The 25,648-nt window shown below is 55.2% G+C and carries 21 protein-coding genes and 4 tRNA genes; 5 read left to right on the top strand and 20 right to left on the bottom strand.

Annotated features, from left to right (window positions below; genetic code table 11):
* Nucleotides 1-52 precede the first annotated feature (52 nt).
* From fucO to trmB, 14 genes are all read right to left on the bottom strand, one after another.
* Entirely contained in the window at nt 53-1,204 is a 1,152-nt protein-coding gene (fucO, locus tag BBPC_RS02195) for a lactaldehyde reductase (RefSeq protein ID WP_022245249.1), read from the bottom strand.
* A 185-nt stretch (nt 1,205-1,389) separates the two neighbouring features.
* On the bottom strand, nt 1,390-3,627 hold the full coding sequence (locus BBPC_RS02190; protein WP_004219871.1) for a GGDEF domain-containing protein: 2,238 nt from the start codon (nt 3,625-3,627) through the stop codon (nt 1,390-1,392).
* Nucleotides 3,620-4,285 (bottom strand): DUF4956 domain-containing protein, encoded by a 666-nt coding sequence (locus BBPC_RS02185; protein WP_004219873.1) that lies wholly within the window; start codon nt 4,283-4,285, stop codon nt 3,620-3,622. The genes BBPC_RS02190 and BBPC_RS02185 overlap by 8 nt, the downstream gene beginning before the upstream one ends.
* 89 nt (nt 4,286-4,374) lie before the next feature.
* The gene (locus tag BBPC_RS02180) at nt 4,375-5,199 is read right to left on the bottom strand and encodes a polyphosphate polymerase domain-containing protein (protein WP_004219877.1); all 825 of its coding nucleotides are present in this window, start codon (nt 5,197-5,199) and stop codon (nt 4,375-4,377) included.
* A complete protein-coding gene (locus tag BBPC_RS02175) occupies nt 5,189-7,003 on the bottom strand; it encodes a CotH kinase family protein (RefSeq protein WP_004219879.1) in 1,815 nt (604 codons plus the stop codon). The genes BBPC_RS02180 and BBPC_RS02175 overlap by 11 nt, the downstream gene beginning before the upstream one ends.
* Nucleotides 7,000-8,544, bottom strand: a complete 1,545-nt coding sequence (gene pelG, locus BBPC_RS02170) for an exopolysaccharide Pel transporter PelG (RefSeq protein WP_004219882.1) — start codon at nt 8,542-8,544, stop codon at nt 7,000-7,002. The genes BBPC_RS02175 and pelG overlap by 4 nt, the downstream gene beginning before the upstream one ends.
* Before the next feature lies 1 nt (nt 8,545).
* Complete coding sequence (pelF, locus tag BBPC_RS02165) at nt 8,546-9,982, bottom strand: GT4 family glycosyltransferase PelF (RefSeq protein WP_004219885.1); 1,437 nt, start codon at nt 9,980-9,982, stop codon at nt 8,546-8,548.
* Entirely contained in the window at nt 9,979-11,859 is a 1,881-nt protein-coding gene (locus BBPC_RS02160; RefSeq protein ID WP_004219887.1) for a DUF2194 domain-containing protein, read from the bottom strand. Before BBPC_RS02160 ends, pelF begins: the two co-directional genes overlap by 4 nt.
* Entirely contained in the window at nt 11,856-12,770 is a 915-nt protein-coding gene (locus tag BBPC_RS02155) for a hypothetical protein (RefSeq protein ID WP_004219890.1), read from the bottom strand. The genes BBPC_RS02160 and BBPC_RS02155 overlap by 4 nt, the downstream gene beginning before the upstream one ends.
* Nucleotides 12,767-14,923: an NAD-dependent epimerase/dehydratase family protein gene (locus BBPC_RS02150; RefSeq protein WP_004219892.1), complete on the bottom strand. Its 2,157-nt coding sequence runs from the start codon at nt 14,921-14,923 to the stop codon at nt 12,767-12,769. The genes BBPC_RS02155 and BBPC_RS02150 overlap by 4 nt, the downstream gene beginning before the upstream one ends.
* A gap of 322 nt (nt 14,924-15,245) precedes the next feature.
* A tRNA-Phe gene (locus tag BBPC_RS02145) sits at nt 15,246-15,321 on the bottom strand.
* Between the two features lie 21 nt (nt 15,322-15,342).
* Nucleotides 15,343-15,416: transfer RNA gene (locus BBPC_RS02140), tRNA-Asp, on the bottom strand.
* Nucleotides 15,417-15,441: 25 nt separating this feature from the next.
* Nucleotides 15,442-15,513: transfer RNA gene (locus tag BBPC_RS02135), tRNA-Glu, on the bottom strand.
* A 167-nt stretch (nt 15,514-15,680) separates the two neighbouring features.
* The gene (gene trmB, locus BBPC_RS02130; RefSeq protein WP_004219895.1) at nt 15,681-16,574 is read right to left on the bottom strand and encodes a tRNA (guanosine(46)-N7)-methyltransferase TrmB; all 894 of its coding nucleotides are present in this window, start codon (nt 16,572-16,574) and stop codon (nt 15,681-15,683) included.
* A 174-nt stretch (nt 16,575-16,748) separates the two neighbouring features.
* Here trmB and galE point away from each other — a divergent pair, with 174 nt between their 5' ends.
* Entirely contained in the window at nt 16,749-17,759 is a 1,011-nt protein-coding gene (galE, locus tag BBPC_RS02125) for a UDP-glucose 4-epimerase GalE (RefSeq protein ID WP_004219900.1), read from the top strand.
* Nucleotides 17,760-18,008: 249 nt separating this feature from the next.
* Nucleotides 18,009-18,082 (top strand) — tRNA-Asp (locus tag BBPC_RS02120).
* A gap of 171 nt (nt 18,083-18,253) precedes the next feature.
* On the opposite strand, the gene BBPC_RS02115 is transcribed toward BBPC_RS02120, so the two are convergent.
* The 3 genes from BBPC_RS02115 to BBPC_RS02105 are packed head-to-tail and all read right to left on the bottom strand — an operon-like array spanning nt 18,254 to nt 20,279.
* The gene (locus tag BBPC_RS02115; RefSeq protein WP_033524216.1) at nt 18,254-18,751 is read right to left on the bottom strand and encodes a low molecular weight protein-tyrosine-phosphatase; all 498 of its coding nucleotides are present in this window, start codon (nt 18,749-18,751) and stop codon (nt 18,254-18,256) included.
* Between the two features lie 4 nt (nt 18,752-18,755).
* Nucleotides 18,756-19,421 (bottom strand): dihydrofolate reductase, encoded by a 666-nt coding sequence (locus BBPC_RS02110; protein ID WP_004219905.1) that lies wholly within the window; start codon nt 19,419-19,421, stop codon nt 18,756-18,758.
* A 57-nt stretch (nt 19,422-19,478) separates the two neighbouring features.
* A complete protein-coding gene (locus tag BBPC_RS02105) occupies nt 19,479-20,279 on the bottom strand; it encodes a thymidylate synthase (RefSeq protein WP_171025347.1) in 801 nt (266 codons plus the stop codon).
* Nucleotides 20,280-20,517: 238 nt separating this feature from the next.
* On the opposite strand from BBPC_RS02105, the gene BBPC_RS02100 reads away from it, so the two are divergent.
* Nucleotides 20,518-20,931, top strand: coding sequence for an OsmC family protein (locus BBPC_RS02100; RefSeq protein ID WP_004219910.1), 414 nt, complete (start codon nt 20,518-20,520; stop codon nt 20,929-20,931).
* 80 nt (nt 20,932-21,011) lie between these two features.
* Here BBPC_RS02100 and BBPC_RS02095 read toward each other — a convergent pair whose 3' ends face one another.
* From BBPC_RS02095 to BBPC_RS02085, 3 genes are all read right to left on the bottom strand, one after another.
* On the bottom strand, nt 21,012-22,046 hold the full coding sequence (locus BBPC_RS02095; protein ID WP_004219911.1) for a universal stress protein: 1,035 nt from the start codon (nt 22,044-22,046) through the stop codon (nt 21,012-21,014).
* Between the two features lie 163 nt (nt 22,047-22,209).
* Nucleotides 22,210-22,965, bottom strand: a complete 756-nt coding sequence (locus tag BBPC_RS02090) for a C40 family peptidase (RefSeq protein ID WP_004219912.1) — start codon at nt 22,963-22,965, stop codon at nt 22,210-22,212.
* 121 nt (nt 22,966-23,086) lie between these two features.
* Nucleotides 23,087-24,028 (bottom strand): CHAP domain-containing protein, encoded by a 942-nt coding sequence (locus tag BBPC_RS02085; RefSeq protein WP_004219915.1) that lies wholly within the window; start codon nt 24,026-24,028, stop codon nt 23,087-23,089.
* Nucleotides 24,029-24,210: 182 nt separating this feature from the next.
* Between BBPC_RS02085 and serC the strand changes: the two genes are divergently transcribed.
* Together serC and BBPC_RS02075 are read left to right on the top strand one after the other, a co-directional pair.
* Nucleotides 24,211-25,353 carry a phosphoserine transaminase gene (serC, locus tag BBPC_RS02080; RefSeq protein WP_004219916.1) on the top strand — a complete coding sequence of 381 codons (1,143 nt, stop codon included), beginning with the start codon at nt 24,211-24,213 and terminating at the stop codon, nt 25,351-25,353.
* A 21-nt stretch (nt 25,354-25,374) separates the two neighbouring features.
* Entirely contained in the window at nt 25,375-25,629 is a 255-nt protein-coding gene (locus tag BBPC_RS02075; protein ID WP_004219918.1) for a DUF2530 domain-containing protein, read from the top strand.
* Nucleotides 25,630-25,648 lie beyond the last annotated feature (19 nt).

Here is a 25,648-nt window from a genome sequence, read left to right as displayed (position 1 = left end):
GTTTCACTGCAGATTCGCTGCATGCGATTGCCGATTCGTGAGAGTTTTCGCATTACATCAGGCTCTTGTAGATGGCGAGGATGTCTTCTTCGGTGGCCTGACGCGGGTTGCCCGGGGTGCACACGTCGTTGAAGGCGTCGTGGGCCAGTGCTTCCAGATCGGCTTCGGTTGCGCCGACTTCGGAGATGGTGGTCGGGTTCTTCAGGTCGACGGTGAGCTTGTGCACGGCCTGGACGGCTTCTTCGCGAACCGTCTCGAGATCGCCGGTGTAGGCATCTTCGACACCGAAGGCGTCGGCGATGTCACGATACTTCTCGCCGGTGAAGTCCTTGTTGTATTCCATGACCGGTGCCAGCAGAATGCCGTTGGCAACGCCGTGGGCAACGCCGAGGCGGCCGCCCAGCGGGTGGGCCATGCCATGCACCAGACCGAGGCCGACGTTGGAGTAGGCCATGCCGGTGATGTAGGAGGCGTAGGCCATCTGCTCGCCTGCAGGAACGTCGCCGTCAGCGCTCTTGGCAAGGTTCTTGGCAATCATGCGGATGGTCTGCATGCTCAGGCAGTCGGACAGGCTCCAGGCGCCCGGAGTGATGTAGCCTTCAATGGCGTGGGTCAGGGCGTCAAGACCGGTGGCGACCTTGAGGCCGCGCGGCATGGAGTCGGTCAGATCAGGATCGACGAAGGCGACGATCGGAATGTCGTGCGGGTCGACGGCCACGAACTTACGCTTGTTGGCGGTATCGGTGACCACATAGTTGATGGTGGTTTCCGAAGCGGTGCCTGCGGTGGTCGGCACGCCGAAGATCGGCACGGACGGGTTCTTGGTGTCGGCAACGCCTTCCAGGGAGAGCACATCGGCAAACTCCGGGTTGGCGGTGATGATGCCGATGCCCTTGCAGGTGTCTTGCGGGGAGCCGCCGCCCAGACCGATCAGGAAATCAGCACCGGATGCGGCGAACTTGGCAACGCCATCCTGAATGCATTCGACCGGCGGGTTCGGCTTGACATTGTCGAAGACCTCGTACGGCATGCCTGCCTCATCAAGCACATCGGTGACCTTCTTGACGGTGCCGGTTTCCAGCAGTACCGGATCGGTGACGATGAACGCCTTGGTGAAGCCATGGGACTTGGCAACGCCCGGGATCTCCTTGATGGCGCCGCGACCGAAGTATGCAGTCTGGTTGAAAATCATGCGATAGACCATAGATGTCTCCTTTAAGCGACTGTGCTTGTTCGCCGTGTCATAGCAACCGTTGCCATGACCAACGATTCTCATCATAGACCCCATGTTGCGATTCGGCTGGAAATCGACACAACCTTTTCTGTGAGCGTTCTCACAAAATATGCGAACGCATCACACAAAAACGCATAAAACCAGACAATACGGCCTTATGACTCGAATAATTCCAGCTCGACCTGCGGCAGATCATCCTTGGAGAACACCCACATGGTCTCGTCTTTGGAACGTCGATCGGCGAAAATCGTAAGCAGGAACTTCTCTCCGTCGTTTCGCGTGTACCCGTACTGCAACACGCCGACCGACTCGACGCGGGCATGAATGAAGTCGTAATCCATAAGCAGGGAGAAACTGTCTTTGCAGAACGGCGCCACCAATCGTTCGCAATAGTCATGCAGCGCGCTTTTGAACGAACCGTCATGCGCGTCAAGCATCTTCTGGAAATAGTCGGGCACCATGATCGCACGCTGTGAGTCAGTACGCAGATTCACCATGCATGCGATTGAATAGCGTCCGTTCAAATGCCGCAGCAACGATTCCATATCCTGATTACGCACCAGAATGTCCTCAAGTTTTTTGTTGAGCCCGCGCAGCTGGCGTTTGCTGCCGCCTCGCACGTAGTATTCCTTCTTTTCGCGGCGCATCTCGTTTTCGGCCTGTTCGACGATTTTCGGCAGATCGGAAGTCGACTCGCTCGACGCTACGCCCACTGATATCTCGCAGCCTTGCGTATGCAAGCGCTCACGCATGTAGTTCAGCTGCTTGCGTGTCTGCGCTTCCGTATGCGCGGAACTGATTATCACGAATTCGTCGCCGCCGATGCGATACAACCGGTCATCGCCGAAGAACGCGCGCGCCGCGTCCGCGAACTCACACAACATGCGGTTGCCCTGCTTATGCCCGAGATGGTTGTTCACCTCGTGCAGGCCGATCATATCCGCATACACGCACACCACCGCCCCGATGTCGGCGCTCCGCAGCTGCTCCACATCGCTGTCGTATGCATTGCGGTTGAGCAATCCCGTCAAGGAGTCCTGCCGATAGATTTCCTTCATGTTCTTGGCGATTAGGTCGAGCGACAGGTCGAATCCGATCAGCACCACGGCCCACGGATTGGCCTCGCTGCAATCAGGGGGTACCAGCATACCGAATGCGATCACGCTGGTTTTCGCCTCGACCTCGCTTCTAAAATACGTGAATTCCGATTTTTTCTTACTGAATAGTTGGTCGCGCAAATCAGACAATCGCGTGTGTTTCAGGAATTCTCCGGCATCATCTGGATGAATGATCCGTTTTGAAACCAATGCATGGCAGAAATCATGAAAATCATCCGCATACACGTCCGGAAGTTTCGGATCGCGTTTGATGGTGCGATATTCTCCCGTGATGAGATTCAGTCGGGACAGTTCCGCAACGCCCTTGTTAAGGATTTCAAAAATATGCGCCGACAATGACGACGATTCGAGCATGCTGCGGCCGTTCGTCGACATGCGGTAGTCGCGATGCATCAGATCTTTGGAGATATTCCAGAAATGCTGGTCATCCGGGCGGTGTTCCAGCAAATCCTCCATCTTTCCCACAGTGAGCGGACGGTAGAAATAATATCCTTGGATGTACATGCATCCCAGCTCACGCAGCTTGCTCACCTGTTCGGCGGTCTGCGCACCCTCCGCAATGATCGACAGTCTCAGCTGGTAGGCCATGTCGATCACGGATTCGATGATTTTCAAACCTTTCGCCGCATTGTCAGCATTCAGGTCAACGAATTTCATGTCGAGTTTGATGGCATCGACGTTGATGTCCTTCAACATGTTGAGTGACGAATACGCCGACCCAAAATCGTCCATCAGCACGGCAATGCCTCGCGCATGCAGGTCCCGAATGGTCTCTTCGACCACATCCATGTTATGTGCGATCGCACTTTCTGTGATCTCCACCTGCAGCAGGCGAGCATCGATGCTGAACCGATCGAGCAGGTCGCCAAGCACTCGCGCCACATCGATCGCCTCGATATCCGTCATCGACACGTTGACGGACACCGGCACCAGATTGCGCCCCTCCCCATCCCAACGCGACAGCATTTCACACACGGAACGCCAGATGAACAAATCGAACCGCGTGACCATTGACTCACGTTCAAGCAGAGGAATGAATTCGCCGGGAGACACCAAGCCATATTCCGGATGATTCCAACGCACCAACGCCTCCGCACCCACGATTGCGCCGGTTTCAGCATTGCATTTGGGTTGCAGGTAGAAGCAGAATTCGTTGTTGTCAAACGCCTGGTTGATGTCGTCAAGAGAGAATCTGGGTACGATTTCGTCGTTGCTGGGCGCCCTGCCCGTGGATTCCAGCCGCGCGCCTGCGGCAACATCGAATTGATTACCCATGATACTCACCGTTGTACTGTATCAGCGTCACGTCTTCGACACCCTCAATGGCGCGAACGCGTTCCGCGAACGTCATGTCCTTATCATCACAGAATACTTCAACCGCCATTTCCGTGCGTTCGCCACGCATGGTTTTGGATTTGACGAAGAATTTGGTGCGTCCGAACGCGCGCGTGATCTCATCTCCCACTACATCGCCCACATAGTGGATCACCGCAATGTACACGCGCCCCTTGTCTTGACGCGAGTAGAACAGCGCCAACATGCCGATCATCACCAATCCGGCAACAATCACCAGCACATACATGCCGGCGCCCGCCGCAATACCAGACGTGATCGCCCAGAACAAATACAACAGATCCATCGGATCCTTGACCGCGGTACGGTAGCGCACAATCGATAATGCACCGACCATACCAAGCGAAATCACAATATTCGTACTGATGGCCAGCGTGACCATGCAGGTGAGCACGCACATGCCCACCAACGTAACGGCAAAACTGCGCGAATACACCACACCCGTGTAGAAACGGCGGTACACGCAGTAAATGACGATGCCGACGATCAACGCCACCAGCAACGCCAGCGCCATTTTGGGCACATTGTATTGGCCGAAGGATTTCAGCACCGACTTTTTGATCATGTCATTGACACTCATATGGTTTCTTTCTCTCCTGCTTCCTTGATTCGTAACGTTTGTTTTTGCTGGAATGCCAGTCAACATGCCAGCTGGTTACAGACTTGGCTTTACAGGCTCGGCACGCTCCAACCTTCCTGCCAGTAGCCGAATCCCCGCAAATACGAGGCTTTGTCATAACAGAGCACGTATTTCGAAGCCGATGTCAACTCCTGCGCCTTGCCGGGCAGCAGATCACGCACCACTTGCGGCAGGAATTCGGTGAATTTGACCTCCATCACCAGTTTTCCCGGCTCAAGCACGGGCAGTACCGGCAGTGTGGAGTCGAAAACATCGAATCCTCCAACCGCCGCACGCACGTTCATATCGAAGGTGACGCGCACGGTACCGGCGTCAAGAATCCACGGTTCGCGCTCATAATCGACGATCACGCGAGGGCGCATCACATTGCACATGCATTCCACATAAAACTCGCGGCACAACTGATACTCGCTGTCACGCAGAAATTCATAATCGCCGGCAAGAATACGGTCGAACTGCTCGTGCGTGAGCGGTGCATCCTCCTTGTAGATCCAACTGTCGCTTTTGCGTTTGCGTTCCAGTTTGATCACACGATCGCTGTAATCGTAGATGCGAATACGGTATTTCCTACGCAGCAGCACACCGTCGACTTTTTCCTGATATGCGGTGTTCCAATAATCGTCGAAATACAGGCTGCGAATCATATAGCCGCCGTTTTTCGCATGCTTGTCGAGGCCAAGCAGCGGCGCCATACGCACGTTCAAGTCGGCTTTTTGCGCGTATGAGATCAGATATTTGAGCTCATGACGGAACCGTTCCTTGGCTGTGCGCGGTGGAACGGATAATTCCTCGCCGACGCGATGTTTGATACGTTGCAGCAGCGACGTTCCGCGATTGCCACCATCACTGCACATTGGCATCCTCCACAATGCTGCCGTCGGCTTTCACATAGAAACACTTGGTGCCGTAGACCTTGTTGCCGTCGGTGACGTAGTAGTCAAACGCGTCCTGCGTCTCGCCTGATGCATTGCGCACGCTCACCTTGATGAAGTACTGGCCTTCACCAGGCATATCCATCACGGCTTCCGGCAATACGAGGTCGCTCTGTGTGAACACCACGTCTTTGCCTTCGTAATCCTTGGCCACGGTAACGCTATAGCGCAGATCCTCATCGTTGAAATCATAGGAGACATCCCAGCTGAGTTTGAGCTTGCCGTTGGTAGGAGTCGGCTTGCCGATATAGAACGGCATGGGCTTATTGAACCCGGTTCGGTACGTCTGGTAGTTCTGTTCGATTTCGCTATGCAATTGGTTTGCCACCGTGTCGTATTGGCTTGACGTCAGAGGCTCATGCATGCAGTCGGGCATCTTCCGCACGTATGGTTCAACGATGGAACGGTACCGCCGCACCATGGAATTGATGCGATCGGCGCTCATATACTTGTATTCGTCTTTCACGGCCTTGCCGAGCGCGGTTCGGAACGACTTGGTTTGCAGACAACGTCGGAACAGTATGTTGCCCCAATAGTTGCTGACACCGTTCTCCCAGCTTTGGCCCTCGGAACGTTGCCTGATCTCGTATTCCTTGCGCATGAGCATACCATCGTTATCCCAGTCGAGCAGGTAAAACGTATCCGAATTCGTGGGACTATACAGGTACATATTGCGGCTTTGCGTATCGATATTGCCGGTCAGCAATTGGAATGCCATCCAATATGCGAGATTTTCGGTATCGAAATATTTGCCGAGGATTTCGCCCATCGGCACTGAATAATCATTGAGATCGTTCAGCATGGCGATCAGTTTGGTATGGTCGTTGTCGCCTTTGATTTCCAGTTTTTCTTCGAATTTCGCTTGATCGTAGTCAGGATCATCGGCGAGTTTGATCACGTCTTCGTCTCGATAGAATTCGAAATAATTGACTTTGTACAGCTGTCCGTTTTTATCGAGTCCGTGCACCTGCAATGCGGTTTTGTTGAGCTGTTCGACTTGCGTGTACAGACCGTAATCGTCGAAGGAATCCGATCCGCTGGTCTCGTCTTTCACGTACAAGTGCACGAATTGCGTGCGCAGTCCCATCATCTGGTCGATGCCTTTGATGAGATCGTACGCCATTTTGTTACGGAAACGCAGACCTTCGCCCATATGCTTGTTCAATGCGATGGTACGCTGCCCACGCCACTTGCCTTTGCCGCTTTTCAACTCGATCTTGTAGTTCTTCTGCTCGTTTTTACTCGATGACTGGCCACGTATCTGCACGGTGGCGTTCGGCGCGCTTTCACCAAAACCAAGCTCCCCGGAAACCGGTCCTTGTTCGTCGCCGACCTGCAGCAAACCATTGACCTTGTAGCGGTCAACGCCCATGGCCGCATAGTCATCAACGGAATACTGGTTGATTTCGCTCCAGCTATGGTCGGTGCCTTCCGACGAATTACCGCGCGATACCGTCAAATACATGGTTTCGACACCGCTGTCGTCATACACCTTGTATAACGATTCGTTGTCGCGCAAGTGTGCGCCGTCGATGCTTTGTTCAGCGCTTTTCTTGACTTGCTCATGCGTCTGTGACGAATCCGATGATTGCGATTGTTCATTATCGTTGGGTGACGAAGTCGCACATCCGGCGCAGGAAAGCACCGTCAGCATTGCCGTCAATGCCGCTATTTGCTTGACAAGCATGGTAATGGCTTTTGTGTTGCGTCGGTTCCACCATGTCATGATTTACGATTCCTCCCGATTATGACATCCGTTTCTGCAATATTCGCCTTGTCAGAAGACCGTGCATGCCCTGAGCGATGCAATGATTGGTCGACCCGCTGTTCGCCATGTTCAAGCAGTATGCCCAGTTCGGTGAAACGTCCACGTTTCGTTTGCGCCACAATCGGCTGCTGCCCCAGCACTCGGTATGGCAGATTGTCGGTGTATGAGGCGAGCCGGAATGTCGCATATATGGCGAACAGCGATGCCCCCATCAGAAAACCGAAACCGAACAGCGACGTAGTGAAGAACTGTCCGATTACTGTGAACACAACCGTCGAACCCGCAAACAATGCCGACGCCGTCAATGCACCGGAATAATCGGTAAAATACAGCAGAATCAGCATCACGGTGTTGCCGACCGCATAAAGGGCATACCCCACGCAGAGCACACGGAAATATCCGTGCATCACATCGCTGAATCCTAAAGGAAGCGCGTTCAGCACTGTTTTTTCCAATGAAATCACGGCAGCGGTCACCAACAATTGCTTCAACGCCGTGTAATGCAATTCTCGATTGAGCACAGCCAACATTTCGTTTTCGGCAACGGTAATGTCTTTGACCGTGCCTCCATCATTCAACAGACTGTAATACGACCGATATGTTGGGTAGAAATTGACCTCCACCGACACCACAAAATTCACCGTGGTGATCAGAATCGTCAAAAACGCCAGCATGGCGGGCACATCGTAATATGGCGCGCCATAAAACAGGCCCTTCACCTTGATGCCGAGCGGACCGCACCATGTGATCACCAAATGGGCGAACAGGCCGATGGTGGTCAGCAATCCGGTCAACGCCAACGGCAGAAACTGATCGACCCACTGCAAAAACAGCCACGGATGCTTACGACTTTGCGGAAAATAACGATGCAACAAGAGCACATCCCACACCAGCATCACACCATAGCCAAGCACCACTGCGAACAACAGCGACTCCACAGGAGGGCAGGCCAACGCAAGCAACACGCATGACGTAACGAACGCCACCAACACCGCAGCCACGAAAGAATACAGAATGCTTTTGTAATCCTTGATGGCCGTCAAATAGCTCATCGCATTCCAGTTGACGATCATTTCAAGAAACAGCCACAAACACAACGCGCCCTGCATCAACGTGGCACCGGAAAACAGCAGGAAAACCGTGTACAACACCGCGCCCACCACCAGCATGATGCCAGTAGAACCCCAGAACGACGGCAGAATCATCTTCTCATCGTGATCAAACAACATATCCGCCAGAAAACGGGTGACCGGCATCGACAGAAAACTCGTCAACACCAACGAGGCAAGCAGCGTGTAGGTGATCATGCATACGAGCAGATCGCGGTCGGGGCGGCCCACCTGCCACCAGCTGCTCACGATCAGCACGCCGAACTGCAGGAGTACACCCAACAGCATCGGACCAGCGCAAATCACGCCGGCATAGCCGTAGGCTCGCAGCATCGCCATCAAGCCTCTACGGTGGAACAGTTTCTTCAGTTCAAATCCAATACCGGCCATATCAGCGCTCCAATCCGAACTGATTCAATCCGAACTGATCCGCGGTATCGCTATACAGCTTGCGATAATCGTCAAGCATGCGCTCATGCCGGTAATAGGCGTTCACACGGTTACGGCCAATCTGCCCCATGGTCTCACGCAGCGTGCGACTGGAACACATGCGTTCCATGGCTCGGCTCAGGCCCTCGCGGTACATCGGGGGCACGTAGAAGCCTGCCGTGCCGAAATCGTCGCCTTCCTCGCCTTCCAAAAGCTCACGGCAGCAGCCGACGTCAGTGGTCACGCAGGGGCGTGCGGCTGCGAACGATTCCAGCACCGACAGCGGCTGGCCTTCGGAAATGCTGGTCAACACGGTGAAATCAAGCTTGCGCATGTATTCGACCACGTTCACACGGCCGGTGAACTCAAGATTGCGCACACCCAACTGTTCCACAAGCTCATAGCATTCGTCGGCATACTCCTGATCGTCAACACCGCCGAGAATATGCAAGCGCACATTGTCAACGCGAGAGGAAAGCTCATGGAACGCGTGAATCAGGGTTTTCACATCTTTGATGGGCGCCATGCGCACCACCGCGCCGATATCAACCCAACCGTCGTCGGGCTTCAGGGGAATATCGCAGAAACGTTCGTATTGAATGCCATTGGGAATCACTTGGCAGGCATCGGCGGGCGCACCCATGCCAATTTGGATAAGACGGGCACGACCGAACAAGCTGGTGATGCGCCACGCACGATGGTAGATCTGTTCCGAAAGCATGTAGAAGAAGCGGATCCAACGCGGCCGGAACGCTGGCGACACCCATTCGGCGGAAATGATTTCCTCTTCGCGTTCACGCGTATAAATGCCATGTTCCGTAAGCAATACCGGCGCATGGTTGATACCCCCCCCCCCAAAACAAGCCAACAATCCGCCATATCCAGTGGAAATCGCATGGTAGATCTGCGCTTCCGGCACTTCGCAGCCCATCAAGTACAACACCGGCAGCAACATGGAGCGCACGGTATGGAAAGCGTCGGCATAGGCCACATACGGATATTCTTCCATGCAGATTTGCGTAAACAAGTCGATGAATTCACGGCTTTGCAGGAACGACAGCGGATGCACGCCTCTGGTGTGGAACAGGTTGAACAGCACATCCCAATCCGGGCTGCCAAGATTCACCAGTTCGCGCAATGACCGCAATTCCTCTTCGGTGAACGACACTTGCGCGCGTTCACCGCTCAGACGCAAGGCGTCGTCGAGGAACACCTCATGCACTTCCACCACATTGTCGGGCAGGTCATATACGAATTTGCCGCGGTCTTCGGCTTTGGCGCCGATCACCCACAATACGAACTCGTGCTCTTTCATCGCTTCGATATAACTGTGCATCCACGTGGACACGCCACCATGCACGTACGGGTAGCATCCTTCCAAAACCAGGCAGATTCTCATGCCTCTCCCCCAGTCTTGCGTTCGATATGAACCGTGGCGTTCGTGGCTTTGAGCAGATACAAGTTGCCGGTCAGCTTGGTGAGGCTTCCGCCACGAACCCTGCCAGGCGTGCCATTGTTGGCACGGAACATGAGCCACCCTTGATCGGTGAGGTTGCCAAGTTTCAGATCCCAACTATCGTCGGACGTTTCCATCGAAACGGTCAATCCCGAAAAACGTTGGATGGCTGCGGCACATTCCGTGCCTGTCCGCATACGAATGGACGGTGCCGACGATTCCAGCCAGTCAAGATAGTTTTCCAATCCCTGGTAGTACTTCTTCCATCCTTCTTTCGCTCCACGATCTTCATCAAGCAAATCGTCGGGATGCATGAAGTGCGTGCTCACATAGTGCATGTTCAGTTCGGAAACCGCGGCAAGACGCATGTACATGTCACCCACCATGCCGCCGGACACGATACGTGGAGCCTCCACCACGCCATCGGCCGCAACACCGAACTCCTGCACGTACGTCAAGGAACTGTCGGAAGGCATATACGTACTGGCGATGGCGCGAATCTGCGACACATCCTCGCCTATGATCTTCCGTCCTTCTTGGGAGAGGATATTCGACGGCGGCACGTATACCGACGATGTTGCGGCAGGCAATACGTCTTTCTGGAATGCGATCAGTTCGTTCAACGAATCGACGATGGCTTTGCGATTCGGCCACTGCACATACGCGTATTCCTTACCGTAATCCGTATTCGGCAACACCAACGGCTGATGGTTGTACCCGTGATATCCGATTTCGCCGTTTTGCCGCAGCAGCAATCCTCCGTAATACTCGAATTGTGCGCCGTCCGTCTGCCGTACCGGATCATCCTTGGTGTCATCGCCGTAATTCTCAATCATCACACCGGTGAAACGAATACCGTACCGTTCCGCAAGACGCACCAAATCCGGCCACCATACTTGAGAATAGAATTCAGCAATACTCATGTTGTAGTCACGTTTGATGTATTTGCCATTGCCTGACGGTACCGGAGAGGGAAAATCATCCAAGTAGAACGCCGCGCTGTTGATCACCGGATAGGCCGTGGCAGAACCGAGCAGGCTGAACGCCGAAGCGTAAAATCCTCGAAGCACCTTGCCGTAAATACCGATATTGCACACCACCGCCGAACCTGAATTCACGAACGTGCTCCAAATCAACGGTGTGCGCCCATTACTGCTGACGGCCTTGACCTGTGCGCGATCATGCAATGCGACACTCAGCGACGATTCAAACGGATCGCTGAACGTGTATGTCTGGCCGCCGCCCAACATGAAATCCTTGGAGGGTGTAATGCCCTTAGTCAGCACATATTCGTATGCGGACGATTCAATGCCGATCTGCGGGCCGATCACATCCAAATAGCCGGTTTTTTCGGGAGTCATGGCAAACATGACTCCTCCGCCTTTTTTGGCCCATTGCATGATTTGCAGCACATGCTCGCCCAGACGGTCGAGATTAGGCATGGCCACCACTATGGTGCTGTAGTGAGTCAACGCTGGAAATTCAGCGTTTTCGTCAGCCACGTCAACCGTAGTGGTGGGGACTTTCATATCAAGCAGAATCTGGTCGAGCATGGCTTCGGCATCGCTGACGCCCTCCTGCGAACTGTCGACCACCAACAGATTCGTAGCTTTTTCGCCAGCGATGGCATTGGCTGCAGGAATGGCTTTGTTTCGATCCAAATACGTGATGTCGAACCGCGTGACACCGTAATGCACGCCCAAGCTTTCCACCAGCAACACCAATGCGATGGCCATGAACACGGCCCACACTTTGACCAAACCTTGCCAGCGGAATCGTTTCCACTTGGCCAACACGTCTGACAGGAATCCTCTGATCATGCGCGTTCAGCCTCCTTGGTTCCGGTCCAGAACCGCAGCACACGTCTTCCTTGGCCACCGAGATAAATATGCTTGCTTTCGATCTGCTGAACAGTGTGGCGCAACGCATCGCCATCATTGCGTGCGGCATCGAGTCGTAGACGCATCAGCCATACATCGCCTTGATCCGGCCACTGTTCCATAGCGCCGTCAATGGTGTGCGCGGCATCATCAAAGAGTCCAAGATCGATTTGCATTTGCGCAAGACGGCACGCAACGTAATAATCGCCATGTTGGCGAAGTCGTTCCTGCAATACTTCGGCATATCGCTGCTTCTGCAACTGCAATGCGTATCCTTGCGCAATACCGGAATTGATATATCGTTCCAGCGCATCGCAATAGCGTTCCAACATCGTTTCGGAATTTCGATGCTGCAGATAATCGTTGCGGCAGCGCTGCAATGCAAGATCTTCCTTGGCACTGATCTGTGCCATGGCGGTAGCCGCGTAATGCACGACCTCCACATCCTCATTCAGTCGGGCCTGCGACAGCACATCGATATAATGGCTGGGATTGTCGTTGAGAATGGACATCACCAGACTGCGACGCTGACTCGAATCGTTGACGATCAACGCCTCTTCCAGCGGCACGGTATTGGCGAAATCGGCTCGTTCCTCAACGAGAATGCTTCGACGTTCCTCATCGTCCACGCGCATCTGTTCGAGATCTGGAGCCGTATGCTCGCCCGCACGAATCAGCGTACGCACATGCAGCAAGAGCACGCATAACGGCCCCCACAGCGGCACCAACAGCATAAAAGGAAGCAGACGCCCTTCCACACGAAGCACGCCAAAACGAGACAATACGCACATCAGCACGCATACCAGCACATGTATGACGATAAGCAGCATCGTCACTACCGTTGTGTTCATGCCGTGCCGCCTTCGTGCGATTCGGCGGCCACTTGTTCCGAAGCCTCATCCAGCAGCGCGTCTTCCTCTTGCCCGGAAACGCGTGTCACATGCAATCCAGCTTGGGCCAAACGCTTGTTGATGATAGGCAGCTCATGCTTGCCGGCCTGGTTCATCAACACATACACGTTGCCGTCTTGCAGTACACCCGCCTCGTCCGTCTGACGAATGGCCCCCATGAGACGGCTGCCATTGTCTTGCCAAGCATCATCCACACGCAGCAGCAGGTGATCGCCCATATGGTCGTGCTTGAGTTCGTTGGCGGCAAGCACTTTGGGCAGGAACGCCCGAGTGTTCAGGAATTCGGTGCCCGGCACCAGCATCGCCTGACGCGCCACATTCTCATAGTCGAACGCACGCACCATCGCGGATTCCACCAAGCCGCACATGATGGTGAACAGGTTCTGGAAGTACAGATTCATTTGGTCGGGCTGCGCTTTGGCAAGCACAATCACCACGGCCAGCTTGCCATCGGCATGCACGCCTGCCGCATACATCGGAAGGTCCGGTTCGAAATTGCGGTTCACCCACAATCCACCATGATCCAAAGCTGTAATAATGTTGGCATAATTCTCAAGCAGCGCCGACTTGCTGAACAGGGATTCGGTTTGCGGACTCGCAGCCATCAAACGCGCGAATCGACCGCCGCTGTCAATGCGGTAAACACCGAAACTATCGCCGCCCAATGTGTCTTGCATAATGCGAATGGTCGTGTGATACAGCTTTTGCGGCTGCACTTCGTCCAATTCACGTGTCATCGCATACATTTTGCCGAAACTGTCACGCCTGCCGATAATCTGCCCGCGCAGCATACGACGATCATCGAGCACATCGTGGTACAGGTCACGCAGGAACGCAAGTCGTTCACGCAGCAAACTGTTTTCGTCACGCATGAATCGCAGGTTTTCGCGATTACGCAGCTGCACATACCCGCATACTGCGCCGGCAACGAAATACACCACAAACGCAAGCCAGTTCGACGTGTCGTAAAACAGCGGAGCGAATGAAGCGCCCTTCGATGCATACGACAACGCCATGCCGACACATGCGAGCGCGGCCGCGAACACGCCTGCGTTCAGTCCGTGCATCGTGCCGACGATCACCACGAAAAACAGGCGCAAATCCACGGTTCCCAACTGGCTGTTGCCTTGTACCGCGGTGCGAAGCAGTTCTTCCAATATGAACGCGATGAAGATTTCGATTGCGATCCATGGTTTTGAATGGTTGCGTAGAAAATCCCAGACCGGGTGCTTCTTGGATTGTTCCTGAGCACGCGCTTCTTTCCAGCGCTGAAGCACAGGGGGAAGATCCTGTTTGAGCGAATATCGCGGCGACCAGCCATAGCGCAATCGCAGCACATGATCGTCTGCTGGGTAATGTTGGGGTCTGTCTTTGCCAAAAGTCACCGATAATCCGGGAAATGCCGCGCTGATCGCATCAGCCAAATCACCGTATGTGAAGTCGAACACGTTGGGCACATGGAAGATTTCGCTTTCGGCGGTCCAATCGTCGAACATGCGGTAGATCAGTTCGGCAAGATCGTCGGCGCAGAGAAAGCATGTCTGTTGCTGTTTGCGTTCGCAGAATGAGATCGACCCTGCCGATGCCTGTTCGAACAGTCTGCCGAAATATGCGGTTGCTCCATTGCGCTCGGGTGCATACAAGTATGGACAGCGAATGATTTTCGCTTCCAGACGGTAGGTGCGCGCGTAATACAGGCAGAGTTCTTCCGACGCTCGAGACATCAGACTTTTGCTGGTATCACGTACGTCGGCGTTTTCCGGATAGGTGAATTCGGATTCCGGTCCGCATACCATCAGCATTTGCGTGGATCTGTTACGTATGGCGTGCAGCAATCTGCGAAGATATCCGAGATCGCCGTCACGCTCACTTCGCGGGGTGAGGCCTTCGGAAAAGAATACGATGCGATCGAATTCGTATGTGGTAAGAGTTTCGGCAAGGGTGTTGGCGTCAGACATGTTGACGATTCTGAGACGGTCATTGCCGTCTACGGTGCCTTCTCGTTCCGCTATCACCACATGGTCTCGGGGAAAGGAATGCTGAATCCACTGCTTGGTAATGAAGTCGGTGTTGCCGACCAGAAGCACTTCCATGCCGCCACCCCAGCGAATACTCCCTTAACGGGGTTACGGCATAACTCTGCCCACAAACCCCCATTGTTACTGCCTTACGGTGTTCCAGTGTAGCCAAACAGCAGACAGACTCCCCCTCTAACGGAGGTTTTCTTAGTCATTTCTCAGTAACTCGCAAGTCAACATGACTTGCGTCGACCATTTTAGGGGGATTACCCGCAATGCGAGCGCGTATTCAACCAACAGCCGGCATCAGTGGCTTGGCGCTAGACATACGGCCGCAATCGTCATACGTGTGGGCAAAAACAAAGAAACCTCGGATGTTTCCGAGGTTTCAAAGCCATGGTGGCTCCGAGCGGCATCGATCCGCTGACCTAACGATTTTCAGTCGTTCGCTCTACCAACTGAGCTACAGAGCCATGAACAGGAATCTGTTCGAGCGACCCCGGCCGGACTTGAACCGGTGACCTCCGCCGTGACAGGGCGGCGCTCTAACCAACTGAGCTACGGGGCCATTGCCACCTTGTTACCAAGGTAAGTACCCCCTGAGAGAGTCGAACTCTCGTTGTCAGATTGAAAGTCTGGTGTCCTAACCGTTAGACGAAGGGGGCGCTTTCAGCGTTTCCGCGTGACAACTCGCTTAACTATACGCGAATCCTCAGAACATGCAAATCTCGGCGTGTCGCAGCGTCGCAAAATCGCCATCAACCCGTTGCCAAAGTGCTGAAAATCGTTGAAATCAAGCCATTTCAGCACTTCAACAACAGACCAACCGGCACTATACGCAGCGATAGGTGAGGTCATGAATCACACGACCGGCAGCAAGTCCTTTTTTCTCAAAATTCGTGAGAATTCGTCCGGAAAAACGCTCGGATTCGGTGAAATCGGCGTGTCGCAGACCGGCCGCTTCGTCGGCATTTCCCTTGCCAACATGCTCGACCGGCAAACTCACCGTAAGCATGCCGTCATTATGGAATCCTTCAAGACCATCCATCACCTCATGCACATGCAATGCATAGTCTTCGATGTCGGTGGCGATACGCCACACTCCCCCATCCCGCAACGTGCGATGAATCTCGCCGGCAAGCTCCGGCTGCACGATACGACGCTTGTGGTGGCGCATCTTGGGCCACGGATCAGGGAAGAAGGTCCATACTTCAGCGATCGATCCATCCGCCGCGGCTTTGAAGAGCTCAGGAGCGTTGACCTGCGCGATGCGCAGATTGGTCAGGCCCTGCTTGCCTGCGAGCAGCATGGTATGCGCCACGCCCGGATCATAGACCTCAAGCGCCAGGAAGTTCATATCGGGGTGTTCAGCAGCGGCCGCAACAACGTTTTCCCCCTGGCCGGTACCGATTTCCACAATCAGAGGATTGACATTGCCCCACACATCCGCGATATACGCCCGATCGAACACCAGATCGCCTCGCACATCAAGCGACCCCTCGCCCGCGTTGATTTTCAGCAGATACGTATCTGCATAGGCATCCCATGCACGCTGCAAGCGTGCGTCGAGCCTGGCGGAACGACGCACGAAGGACAACACCTTGCGCCCATACAAGGCAGGACGCTGGCCAGCATCAGCCCGTTGTTCATCTTGCGTTTTTGACATGCTTTGTTCGTTTTCGCCGTTAACTTGATTTTCAGTCGGCGTGTTCACATCTTCTTGCATACCCTAATTTATAGAGGAAACGCAGGAAAGGGTCGATTATGTGCGTTCCTGTTCATGTGTTATACTCAAATTGTTCAAAAGGTAACAAACTAGAGCAAAAGTGAACAACGTTCGTTGGACGTTTGTTTTTCGAACAAAGCGCTTTAACGCTCATTTTGGAGGAAAGGACAGAACATGACAGTTCTCGTCACTGGTGGGTGCGGCTACATCGGCGCTCACGTCGTCCACGCTCTTCACCAGGCCGGCGAACAGGTCGTCGTCGTTGACGATCTGAGCTACGGCAAGCCAACCCGCATCGAAGGCTCCCGCCTGTACGGCATGGATATCGCCGCACCGGGTGCCGGCGAACGCCTCGCCGAAATCATGAAGGCCGAAGGCGTCGAATCCGTCATCCACTTCGCAGCCCGCAAGCAGGTCGGCGAATCCGTTGAGAAGCCGCTGTGGTACTACCAGCAGAACATCAACGGCATGCTCAACGTGCTCATCGGCATGCGCGACTCCGGCGCCAAGAAGCTCGTCTTCTCCTCTTCCGCAGCCACCTACGGCGTTCCGCCGGTCGACGTGGTTCCGGAAGACGTCGTTCCGATGCTGCCGATCAACCCGTACGGCCAGACCAAGCTGTTCGGCGAGTGGATGGCACGCGCCTGCGAAGAGCCGTACGGCATTCGCTTCTGCGGCCTGCGCTATTTCAACGTGGCCGGCTGCGGCCCGGTCGAGCTTGAGGATCCGGCAATCCTGAACCTCATCCCGATGCTGTTCGACCGTCTGAAGAAGGGCAAGGCCCCTGCGATCTTCGGCGACGACTACCCGACTCCGGATGGCACCTGCGTGCGCGACTACATCCACGTCTCCGATCTGGCCGACGCCCACATCGCCGCCCTGAAGTATCTGGACCGCGATGAACGCAAGTACGACGCCTTCAACGTCGGCACCGGCGAAGGCACCTCCGTGCGTCAGATCGTCGATGAGGTCAAGAAGGTCACCGGCCTGCCGTTCGAAGAGACCGTCATGGCCCGTCGCGCAGGCGATCCGCCGCACCTGATCGGCTCCCCGAAGCGCATCAACGAAGAGATGGGCTGGCACGCACAGTACAACGTCGAAGACATCGTGAAGTCCGCTTGGGATGCATGGCAGGCCAATCCGGAACACCACATCGACGTCGAGACCTGGAAACAGACCGACTGATTCCACCAGCAATTCGTAGTGTCGTGAGCGACAACACGGCACCGCAACGGTAACGGCCGGTCGCATATGAGAAGTTTTCCCCTCATATGCGACCGGCCGTTGCTTTTCTTCCCTACTACTGCCGCAGTTTAAGCAAATACTTTCTTTCAGCAATTCATACGAATATTCATCGATGACACGCCGAAATTTGCACGATAGCGACTTTGCCGTAATATATCTATCTGTTGCCAGTCGCAAGGCTGAAACAACGGCCCCGTAGCTCAGTTGGTTAGAGCGCCGCCCTGTCACGGCGGAGGTCACCGGTTCAAGTCCGGCCGGGGTCGCTTTTTTATTTTTCATTTCTATTTTTCTCTGATTTACATCAATTGCGCAATATTACTTTTGCAATCTCTTGCGATTTCTTAAGATCTTTCGAAATCATTGAAATCATACGGATACAAGAAAGCCCGGCTCTTGCGAACCGGGCTTTTCGACGGAAAAATCGTATGCAATCGTCAGAGCTGCCGCTCAACCCAATCAACGATGAACGGGGCCACTTCCTCAATCTGGTCAATCGCCACTTCGAATTCGCGGGCGCCGCCATACCAAGGATCGACCAAATCAATCTCACTTTCGTAGCCTGCGACAGGCTTGGCAAGATTCGGATCGAAACTACGGTACATATGCACGTTCTCACGCTTGGCCTGCGGCAGCTGACGCAGTAGCGCACGCATATGCGAAGCGGTCATCGGCAGAAACAGGTCGGTACGCTCGATCTCATCGCGGGTGATGCGATGGGCGAAATGATGTGCCGGCAGCTCATATCCACGCTCACGGAGCACCTTGACGGCACGACGATCGATCGGATTGCCATACTCTTCGTCGCTCACGCCACTGGACTCGACGTTGACCTTGTCGGCAAGGCCACGACGCTCGAATTCAGTGCGCAGAATGATTTCGGCCATGGGAGAACGGCAGATATTACCGGTACACACGGTCATCACGGTATACATACGGTTACTCCTCGCGATTCTTCGCATACGTCATGAAACGGAATCCGGCGATATCTCCGGAACCCTTCCGCGTGTTCTGCCACACGCCCTCTTCAAGCACCTTCCAAGCGCCGGATTCCACCAGCGACTTCACGTCGGGCGCGTAGGTATCGGCATCGGCATGCATGCTGATCTGCGTCACATACGCCTTGTCCGCAAATGGCATGGCCTCACGGAACAGCTGGCCGCCACCGATAATCCAGATTTCGCTGCGGTCAAGACCGTCATCCGGAATGGCTTCCTGTCGTGCCAGATCAAGCGCATCATCCAGACTGTCGACCACGGTCGCTCCCGGCGCAGTGTAAGCCGGATCACGCGAAACCACGATATTGTCGCGATTCGGCAGCGGACGATACTTCGGGCTCAGGGACTCCCACGTCTTACGCCCCATAATGACCGGATGCGAGACGGTAAGCTCCTTGAAACGCCTCATATCCTCGGGCAGATGCCATGGCATGCCACCCTCGAATCCGATGGCGCCGTCATGACCTTCCTTGTCACAGGCCTGCGCCCAAATCAGATTCACCGAGAACGTCTTGGGGAAATCATCGCCCCAATCCTCCTCGTCCTCAAGCCCGGCAAGTCCGGGCTCGGGTTCGTGATAGCCACTGCGGCTACTGTCATGCTCCATTTCACTCACTCCTTGCAGTCGAACTAGGGTCAGTAGTCTAACGTCTGGCGACGACTCTCAGACCGCCACCGGCGCCTTGATGGTTGGATGGTGCTGGTAGCCGACGATTTCAAAATCACTGTAATCGTAATCGAACAGCGAATCGGCTTTGTTAATACGGATCTGCGGATACGGGTATGGATCGCGGCTCAACTGCTCCAACACCTGGTCGATGTGATTGTCGTACACGTGGCAGTCGCCACCCGTCCACACGAACTCCCCCGGCTGCAGTCCCGCCTGCTGAGCGATCATCAACGTCAACAGCGAATAGGATGCGATATTGAACGGTACGCCGAGGAACATGTCGCAGGAACGCTGATATAGCTGGCACGAAAGTTTGCCATCCGCCACGTAGAACTGGAAGAGCGCGTGGCATGGCGGCAACGCCATATTCTCCACTTCGGCAGGATTCCAAGCGGACACGACCATACGACGAGAATCCGGGTGATTCTCGACAAGATCAAGCACATTGCTGATCTGATCGATGGTACGGTTCGGATCATCGGGCGTGGGCGCCGGCCAGCTACGCCACTGCGCGCCGTATACGGGACCCAAATCGCCGTTCTCATCGGCCCATTCGTCCCAAATATGCACATTGCGCTCCTGCAGCCAACGCACGTTCGTGGAACCTTTCAGGAACCACAGCAGCTCATAGGCAAGTCCCTTGAAAAACACCGTCTTCGTCGTGAGCAGCGGAAAATACTCGCTCAGGTCGAATCGCATCTGCTGGCCGAACAGGCTGACGGTACCAGTGCCCGTACGATCGGACTTCAACGTGCCTTCCGTCAGGATCTTGCGCACAAGGTCTTCATATGGCATGGGAATGTCGGTTTCCGGGCGTGCCGGAATACGGGTACGGATATCTGCAAGTTGTTCAGGTGTCAAAGCCATGGTTGCAAGCTTAACAGTACAGAACGGCAGGTCAAGCATATGCCACCCGCGCGTTGATTGTTTACGCTTTTCGGAATGCCTCCTAGCGAACAGGCATCAATGGATTACATTAGGTATGTAGGCGAGGAGCGAACGGCGCTCCCGGCAAGACGATGAGGAGTTCACCATGGGCAAAAGACTGTGGGTCGAGCGTAACAAAGACGGTTCTTGGGATGCTTTCGGCGAGGATGGCGCGCATATCAAGTTCGGCAAGGGTCGTGGACAGTTCACGCCGGGCGACCTGATGAAGATCGCGCTGGCCGGTTGCGCCGCACTGTCAAGCCAGTTCGCCATCGAGCATACGCTGGGCGAGGGCAAGGGCGCGAAAATCGTTGTGGACGGCACCTATGACGCCGACAATGACGCATACATCGGTTTCGACGAACAGGTGGTCATCGACGCCACCGACGCCGGTCTGAGCGATGAGGATGCGGCAAAGCTTAAGGAACGCGTCACTCGTCATATCGACAAGGGCTGCACGGTGAAGCATACGTACGTGGAGAAGACTCCGGTCCGCATGGACGTCATCATCAAGCACTGACGTTTTCTTTTTTTAAAAAAAAAGGCGATTGCAACGCTTTCGCAGTGTTGCAATCGCCTTTTTATATGTACCTGTTGAATTTACTGACGATCGGGATCGATCTTGGTTTCGATGGCTTCGACCACATCCGGCTCGGCCTTGGAAACCGGCACCTCCTCGACACCCTTGATATCGTCAAGAGCCTTCGGCTTGACTTCCGCCGGCGAGCTCGGAACCGTGTCAAGACGGGTTTCCGCAGCCTCGACATACTTGCGGGGCACCACATACACCGGGCCGACCGCGTGCTGCAGCAAGCCCTGGCTGGTGGAGCCGAGCAGCAGGCCAGTGAAGCCGCCGCGACCACGGGAACCGACCACGACGACGTCGTGATCATAGCTGGCCTTGGTCAGCGCGCCAACCGCCGGGCCAGGCACGATCTGCTTGTTGATCTTCAAATCCGGATGGGCTTCCTCAAGCGGCTTGATACGCACTTCCAGATCATCCTTGAACGAGGCCATCACACCTTCGTCGTCGGAACCCTTCATGTTCGGCACCGCGGAAATAACATCCAGCTCGGCATCCCATGCGGCGGCGAAATTCGCCGCGATCTCCAGCGCCTTCAAACCCCACTTGGATTCGTCGGAGCCGACGGCCACCTTGGTGATGGTGTTGTTCAAGTGCATCAGATTGCCGTCATCGTCAGTGTACGGCACCACTACGATCGGGCAGTATGCATACGCCGGCAGACTGGAGCTGGTCGTGCCCAGCAGACGTTCCGCCAGACCGCCTTTGCCGCGATTGCCGATGACGATGAGATTGTAGTTACGAGACAGTTCCACGAATACGGAAGCCGGATCGCCCGTAACAATAAGCGTGGTAGCCTCAACACCCTGCTCGTCGGCGATGGCCTTGGCCTTCGAAAGAATCTCCTGCGCGTCGCTATGGGCCGCATTGTCATCCCCCATGGCGGTGTATGTCGCGTCGAAGGAGACAGCGGCATAGCTCGGCAACGAGTATGCGCATACGATCTGCAGCGTCAGTCCCGCATGCTTCGCATAGTTCGCAGCCCACCAAGTGGCCTTATAGCTGGCGTGGGATCCATCAACACCAACGAGGATTGCCTTGTCGTTAATCATGGACGACCTCCTTGAATCACCTCGGCAACGCGACCATGCGTCGCCTCTAGGCTCCACCATACCGCGCGACATGCGGTTTTGTCAGTAACGACTCGGTCTTTTCCATACAAAAAGGCGTATCCCCGAAAGGATACGCCTTAAAAAAATCAAACCGTATGTTCACTCAGAGCACACGACGAATCGCATAGCCACCTGAGAACACGGCCAGCGAAGTGACCTGCGTTCCCTGAGCCGGATTCAGCGCGTTGATCACCATGCCGTTGCCAATATAGATCGCGGCATGCTGAGTATTGACGATGATATCCCCAGGAGCTGCTTCGGCAATGCTTCCAACTGCCGTTCCAACGCTCATCTGGGCGCCAGAATAATGCGGCAGGCTTACCCCGAACTGGGCGAACACCCACTGTACGAAACCAGAGCAATCCCAGCCGGACGGAGTATTGCCTCCGGCCACGTAAGGATAACCTTGGAACTGCAGAGCGTAGTCGGCCAGAGCCTGCCCAGTGGCACTCGCGGGAGCCGTAGGAACGCTGATGGAAGCACGATCGGAAGAACGACTGGCAGCCTGAGATTCAGCCTGTGCCTGAGCTTGGGCCGCCTGTGCTTGAGCTTCGGCCTCAGCCTGCTCCTGAGCCTTCTGGTCCTTTTCCGCCTGAGACTCGGTCTGGGGAACATCCAAGCTTTCGATGCCACCCCAATCGGCGTTAGATTCAACATCCGTGGATGTGTGCTCGGCGAGAAAATCACGCTTGGCCGCGGTGGTCTTCGGGAAAGAACGTGTAGCGGTTACCGTGGTATCAGCCATAGCACCGCCTGCGCTTGCGGCGGGAACCGCCGCACCCAACAAGGCAGATACAGCAACAACGGCGAAGATACTCGTGAAACGTTTAGCAATATTCATCGTGTCTGAAGCTACCATACACGTTCCCCCGCAGCAGAACAGCAAGATAACCAGAACAGTGTCATATCACGCGACACGCCGACGCAATCACGCTACGCCAAAAAAGTGCGGCAAGCGCAGATTAACGAAAACAGAGAAATCAGTAATGGATATATGTCAACTGCGAAGCTTCCTGCGCAGTGAACGTACGATCGGAAATCACGCCAAGACCCCTGACGTTGGATTCCGAAATCTTAATCGAACCGTCGGCATTCACTCCTTCGACAATCGCGACATGCCCGTAATAGCTGTCCGCGCCCATTTGGCCTGGAGCGAATACCACAATATCGCCAACGTGACGTGCCGTATTGTCAACCCAATAGCCGAGAGCGCGAGCGGAATCACCCCAACTCCGCGCATCACCAAAATGGCTTCCGGCAGGCAGGCCAAGCTGTGCACGACGGGTATACGCCCACCATGTGCACTGACCGTATGGATAGTCATTGCCGGTATCACCGGTGCCGTGGTTCGGATTGAAGCCCGAAGGAAGAAGACCGGCGTCCTGATCCATGAGAACGGCGACATTGGGATTGTCGGCAATGGACTTTGACAGAAGATTCGTGTCCATGGAGGAACTGGTTTCGCCAAGCTGCCAATCACCGCTATTGCTGGTGGAGGCCAGAGCGTCTAGATCGCTACGGGACTCGGAACGGGATGCCGCATCGTCGGAGACACGCTTCATCTGCGTGGTAGTGGTGGCATTGTCGGCAAAAGTCATTTCAGACGCATTCTGCTGGCCGACCGCCATGGCAGTGGCCGCGGTGCCAACCAACGCAGCCAGCGATGCGGAAGCCATGAATGCGGAGCGACGACCGGCCGCACGAGCGGCTTCACGCATGGCGCGGCGGCTCATCGGAGCCACTTCATTCAGCTTTTCGGCAACCGCAGGCTCAAGACCTACAACGGCACCCCCACCATTTGCCAGCTGGACCATACGAACGGCCTTGGCGGTGTGGGAACCGCGGCTCGAGGTGAACAGCGCCTTGGCAACGCTGAAACGCTCATTCGAAACCTTGGCAGCTTTATGCGCCGCATGCCTCATATATCAACACTCCTTGCGGATTACTTCAACCACAGCAGGCTTATGACCGCGTGGTTACAGAACCGTCACGGAAGCTCAGGCTACACCGACACCGGGATATCGCAGTCATCATCGCCACGTCATGGTTCCGAAAAGCGGTCATCACCACGCACAATCCGACCATCTGACTACCCTAGGTTGTCATGACGAACACTGTGACCATTCCTTCCAACGTGCTTCCGGAAGACGGACGTTTCGGCTCAGGGCCGACCAAAATCCGCCCGGAGCAAATCCAAGCGCTCGATAAGGGAGCCCGTAATCTTCTGGGAACCTCCCATCGACAGACCCCCATCAAGCAGGTGGTCGGCTCAATCCGCGAAGGACTGTCCGAATTCTTCCAGATTCCCGATGGCTACGAAGTGGTGCTGGGCAACGGCGGAGCCAGCGCGTTCTGGGATATCGCCTGCGCCTCGCTGATCACCCGCAAGGCCGCATTCGGCACGTACGGCTCATTCAGCTCGAAGTTCGCCAAGTCAGCGCAATCCGCACCGTTCCTTGAGGAGCCGGAGATTTTCGCAGGAGAGCCGGGAACATATCGCCTGCCTGAGCTCACGGAATACGTGGACACTTATTGCTGGGCCCACAATGAGACTTCCACCGGCGTTGCCGCACCGATCAAACGCATCGCAGGCACCAAGGAGCAGGGTGCGCTCACGCTGATCGACGCCACCAGTGGCGCCGGCGCGCTGCCGGTCGACATCAGCCAGACCGACGCCTACTATTTCTCGCCGCAAAAAGCTTTCGGATCCGATGGCGGACTATGGATTGCCGTACTCTCCCCCGCTGCAATCGAACGCGCCTACGGCATCGCCAAAAGCGTGGATCTTCCGGGCGCACGCCGCTGGATTCCTCCGTTCCTTTCCCTGACTTCGGCCATCGAGAATTCCCGCAAGGATCAGACGCTCAACACGCCGGCAGTGGCAACGCTGATCATGCTGGAAAACCAGGTTCGTTGGCTCAACGACAACGGTGGGCTCGCCTGGGCTTCGGCCCGCTGCGCAAGGTCTGCGTCCCTGCTGTACCAGTGGGCGGAGAAGTCCGATTACGCCTCCCCGTTCGTAAACGACAGGAACGCGCGCTCCAACGCCGTGGTCACCATCGATATCAACGATGGCATCAATGCATCCCAAGTGGTGGCGGCATTGCGCGAAAACGGCATTGTGGACACCAACGGATACCGTAAGCTCGGCCGAAACCAGCTTCGCATCGGCGTGTTCCCGTCCGTGGAACCCAGCGATGTGGATGCGCTCACCCGCTGTATCGACTACGTGGTGGAACATCTCTGATGCAAGGTAAGGTGTGGCGATATGAAGATTGCTCCGATTATTGATCCCAGCGTGAGGAAACCTTCGCCGAAACCGGTGCGCGTCGACCTACGCAAGGTATTCATGTTTGGCACCGCGCTATGGGCCATCGCTTTGGTGGTCTGCATCGTACTTATCGCATTCGGCATCGACGCGGAACGCGCGCAAACCGTCTGCGAAGCGGGTACGGTCATCGGCGTGCTCATGCTGGTTTGGGAGCATTTCGACCGTTGGGATTATCGCCGTCTTGGCGAGTAATCGGCAATATACCCCCGAA

The sequence above is a fragment of the Bifidobacterium pseudocatenulatum DSM 20438 = JCM 1200 = LMG 10505 genome (genome assembly GCF_001025215.1).
GTDB lineage: Bacteria > Actinomycetota > Actinomycetes > Actinomycetales > Bifidobacteriaceae > Bifidobacterium > Bifidobacterium pseudocatenulatum.
Note: the sequence above shows the minus strand (reverse complement) of the source record. Positions and strands in the feature narration are given on the sequence as shown.

Excerpts from the sequence above, each read along its gene's own strand:
- BBPC_RS02175 (WP_004219879.1), bottom strand. The coding sequence starts at position 7,003 with ATGACATGGTGGAACCGACGCAACACAAAAGCCATTACCATGCTTGTC.
- BBPC_RS02110 (WP_004219905.1), bottom strand. The coding sequence starts at position 19,421 with ATGGAGCATGACAGTAGCCGCAGTGGCTATCACGAACCCGAGCCCGGA.
- BBPC_RS02100 (WP_004219910.1), top strand. The coding sequence starts at position 20,518 with ATGGGCAAAAGACTGTGGGTCGAGCGTAACAAAGACGGTTCTTGGGAT.
- pelF (WP_004219885.1), bottom strand. The coding sequence starts at position 9,982 with ATGAGAATCTGCCTGGTTTTGGAAGGATGCTACCCGTACGTGCATGGT.
- BBPC_RS02155 (WP_004219890.1), bottom strand. The coding sequence starts at position 12,770 with ATGAACACAACGGTAGTGACGATGCTGCTTATCGTCATACATGTGCTG.
- BBPC_RS02185 (WP_004219873.1), bottom strand. The coding sequence starts at position 4,285 with ATGAGTGTCAATGACATGATCAAAAAGTCGGTGCTGAAATCCTTCGGC.
- BBPC_RS02090 (WP_004219912.1), bottom strand. The coding sequence starts at position 22,965 with ATGGTAGCTTCAGACACGATGAATATTGCTAAACGTTTCACGAGTATC.
- BBPC_RS02095 (WP_004219911.1), bottom strand. The coding sequence starts at position 22,046 with ATGATTAACGACAAGGCAATCCTCGTTGGTGTTGATGGATCCCACGCC.
- BBPC_RS02115 (WP_033524216.1), bottom strand. The coding sequence starts at position 18,751 with ATGTATACCGTGATGACCGTGTGTACCGGTAATATCTGCCGTTCTCCC.
- BBPC_RS02190 (WP_004219871.1), bottom strand. The coding sequence starts at position 3,627 with ATGGGTAATCAATTCGATGTTGCCGCAGGCGCGCGGCTGGAATCCACG.
- BBPC_RS02075 (WP_004219918.1), top strand. The coding sequence starts at position 25,375 with ATGAAGATTGCTCCGATTATTGATCCCAGCGTGAGGAAACCTTCGCCG.
- BBPC_RS02085 (WP_004219915.1), bottom strand. The coding sequence starts at position 24,028 with ATGAGGCATGCGGCGCATAAAGCTGCCAAGGTTTCGAATGAGCGTTTC.
- BBPC_RS02150 (WP_004219892.1), bottom strand. The coding sequence starts at position 14,923 with ATGGAAGTGCTTCTGGTCGGCAACACCGACTTCATTACCAAGCAGTGG.
- trmB (WP_004219895.1), bottom strand. The coding sequence starts at position 16,574 with ATGCAAGAAGATGTGAACACGCCGACTGAAAATCAAGTTAACGGCGAA.
- pelG (WP_004219882.1), bottom strand. The coding sequence starts at position 8,544 with ATGGCCGGTATTGGATTTGAACTGAAGAAACTGTTCCACCGTAGAGGC.
- galE (WP_004219900.1), top strand. The coding sequence starts at position 16,749 with ATGACAGTTCTCGTCACTGGTGGGTGCGGCTACATCGGCGCTCACGTC.
- serC (WP_004219916.1), top strand. The coding sequence starts at position 24,211 with ATGACGAACACTGTGACCATTCCTTCCAACGTGCTTCCGGAAGACGGA.
- fucO (WP_022245249.1), bottom strand. The coding sequence starts at position 1,204 with ATGGTCTATCGCATGATTTTCAACCAGACTGCATACTTCGGTCGCGGC.
- BBPC_RS02105 (WP_171025347.1), bottom strand. The coding sequence starts at position 20,279 with ATGCCATATGAAGACCTTGTGCGCAAGATCCTGACGGAAGGCACGTTG.
- BBPC_RS02160 (WP_004219887.1), bottom strand. The coding sequence starts at position 11,859 with ATGATCAGAGGATTCCTGTCAGACGTGTTGGCCAAGTGGAAACGATTC.
- BBPC_RS02180 (WP_004219877.1), bottom strand. The coding sequence starts at position 5,199 with ATGTGCAGTGATGGTGGCAATCGCGGAACGTCGCTGCTGCAACGTATC.